The 2786-nt window shown below is 55.7% G+C and carries 2 protein-coding genes; both read left to right on the forward strand.

Going from position 1 to position 2786, the window contains the following annotated elements; all coding sequences use genetic code 11:
* Window positions 1-2224, forward strand: a 2224-nt coding sequence (locus QVO99_RS02070; protein WP_288176876.1) for a formylglycine-generating enzyme family protein, incomplete at its 5' end; no start/stop codon positions are given.
* Between the two features lie 146 nt (window positions 2225-2370).
* Window positions 2371-2786 (forward strand): exodeoxyribonuclease VII large subunit (locus QVO99_RS02075; RefSeq protein WP_441295399.1); only part of this gene is annotated, 416 nt, incomplete at its 3' end.

Genomic DNA, 2786 nt, shown 5'->3' on the forward strand with positions numbered 1-2786 from the left:
GGCAGCCGCCGTTATGGTCGGCAGCGCGCTGTATCAGTCTTTTGACAAGCAGAAAAGTAAGACCGCGACCAAAGCGGTAACCCCGTCAGACTCGCCGGACCCCAACGTGAAGCTGACTTCGGGGAGACAAGTGACCGACCTATACTACGACGACGGGACGGACAACACGGCACGCCAACTGCAACAGCTTCGCCGCCTCTATCCCGACGAGGATTTTATGGAGGGCGACCAGGGGATGATGGTGAAAGTGACCTACCTGAAATGCGACAAGGTGCTCGCGGCAAACAAGCCCCACCAGCTGCGCCTCTCGTTCTACCACGACAAGCAGAGAAAAGACAAATGCAAGTTCTATGAGATCGTTGACGAGTTCGATAAACTGGGCAACAACCGCGTGTTTGCCACCGCTTCCGACGACGGATGCGCCGTGAGCGGCGACCAGAGAATCACCTGCGCGTCGCATCAGTTGTGGAGCCACGCACGCGAGGTGAACTTCATGAGGAAAAACCGCAAAAGCCTGTCCTCGTTCGAAACCTTCGTGCCGGAATACATCTACAGCTTTGCAGACCCGCGTGACCCCTACAAGAACGACACCATATTCATGTTTGCCGACATATACGACGAGGTGGGGCGCGAACTCGTGAGGGGCACTTACTATGTGTCATGGGTGCGTGAGGCGAACCAGAAGGACAACACCTGCTATCATCCAGACCGCGACACCACGGAATACGTGAAGAGCCGCACCAATCTGGGCGACTGCATCATTCTCGTGAAGTACGACCGCTCTTGGCGATGCAAGATATGTGGTCACAAGGAGTTTGAACCAGACCTGGAGCGCACGGAGACCGACCCCAACTGCGAAAAGAAGACTGGCGAGCACCAGCACGTGTGGAACTATCTGGAGGAACAGCCGGATTTCAATTCGCTCAAGCGGGAAACAAGCCAGAACCAGTGCTATATGATGGAGACATGGAACATCAAGGTGACGAGACAGTGTCTGATATGCGGCCTGAAACAATCGAAGGATCTCGAAGACGCCACCATAGTGCCCAATGCCAGTGCACCCATGAACAAGGAGTGCTGCCCTGGCGGCGTGTATAAGGAAGAGGTGGAAGAGAAGCCTGCCGAGAGGGTGGGCGACAGGATGAAGATGGACAAGGTGATCTCCACATACTTCTACTGTCCCGATAACGACACCAAGCAACTCGTGGGCCAGCGCACCGAAACGGAATGGAGCGAACCCTGCCTCCACGACTTCCGGCTGGTAAGCACCGAAGATCTCGGGGCAAACCCGGTGTCGAAGTATTACCACCATGCGGTATTCGTAGACCACTACCGCTGCATCAAGTGCGGAATGCTGAAAGACATACGGCGCACGAAGAATTGCAGCCACAAGAATGTGAAAACAGACAAATTCTGCCAGATAGCGAAGCCGTGGATAGAAAGTTTCAAAGGCGTGCCCCTCAGGATGAGGCTCGTGGTCTATCCGCAGGACACCACCGCCGTATACGTGGCAGAGACGGAGACCACCCAGCAGCTCTGGGGAGCCGTATGCCCTGACAATCGCCACGGATGGAAAATCGACAGCAAATACCCCGCCACCGGAGTGACACGCGAAGAGGTGGACGCCTTCATCTCACGGCTCAACACTATGGCAGCAGAGCAGGGAGTGCCGCTCAGGTTCCGCCTGCCTGAAGCAGAGGAATGGGCAAGCACATACATACAGTGTGGCGAAATAATGGGATGGGTGTATCAGTATGGCAACGCCATGCACCATGTGGCAGAACTGCCGGCCAACTGTCAGGGACTCTACGACATGAAGGGCAACGTCTCCGAGATGTGTTCCGACACCATCAGCAGTGGCGACCCGGGCTACGAGACCGTGATGACCGCCGTTGCCGGCAAGAGCTACGCTGACACCTCCAACAGGCATCCCGCCACATACCAGTGGCTCGACATGCAGGAAGGACGGCAGGATGTGGGCTTCCGCATCTTTGCCGACCCCATCGACGGCGACGAGGCACAGATAAAGGACATTACCGATGCCGAGACCGAAAGCGGCTTCAAGGAAAGCATTAAATACCGGTTCGGTGCAGGGGTGGTGAAGGTGGGCGACCTGTGGTTCACGTGCAACAGATACCAGTGTAAGGACTGCGGATACATCAGTTACGGCTCAAAGTGGCACTTCCCGGCACTCAACGGCAAGAAACCCATAGGCTGCAAATAGCGCCACCCGTACAAGGCAGACAGGATACACTCTTCTGAAAAGAGAAAATCCAGACGAACGCTGATGACCGATCAGGGATAACCTCAGTCCTCGCCCCCGGCACGATATGACCGGAGGCGGGGATTATTTTTTTTTATTCCGGGCGGATGGAAAGAGAAAAATCTGTAACTTTGCAGAAATACACACATATACCAGATATGCACTACACACTCTTTGAACTCAACAACCTCGTGAGGCAGACCATCGAACAGACCCTCTCGGAGGAATACTGGGTGGAAGCCGAGCTGAGCGAGGCACGCCAGGTGAACGGCCACTGCTATATGGAACTCGTGGAGAAAGACGACCTCCACAACACCCCCGTGGCTAAGGCATCGGCAAAATGCTGGCGCGGCACGTGGAGCAGGATCCTGCCCAAGTTCATGACCGTGACGGGAGCACAGCCCAGAGCTGGCATGAAGGTGCTGATGAAGGTGTATCCGCAGTTTCATGAAGCCTACGGGTTCTCATGGATAGTGACCGACATCGACCCCACATACACCCTCGGCGACATGGCGCGCCGCCG

It is taken from the genome of Prevotella sp. CAG:592, from assembly GCF_000436015.1.
In the GTDB taxonomy this organism is placed as follows: Bacteria; Bacteroidota; Bacteroidia; order Bacteroidales; family Bacteroidaceae; genus Prevotella; species Prevotella pectinovora.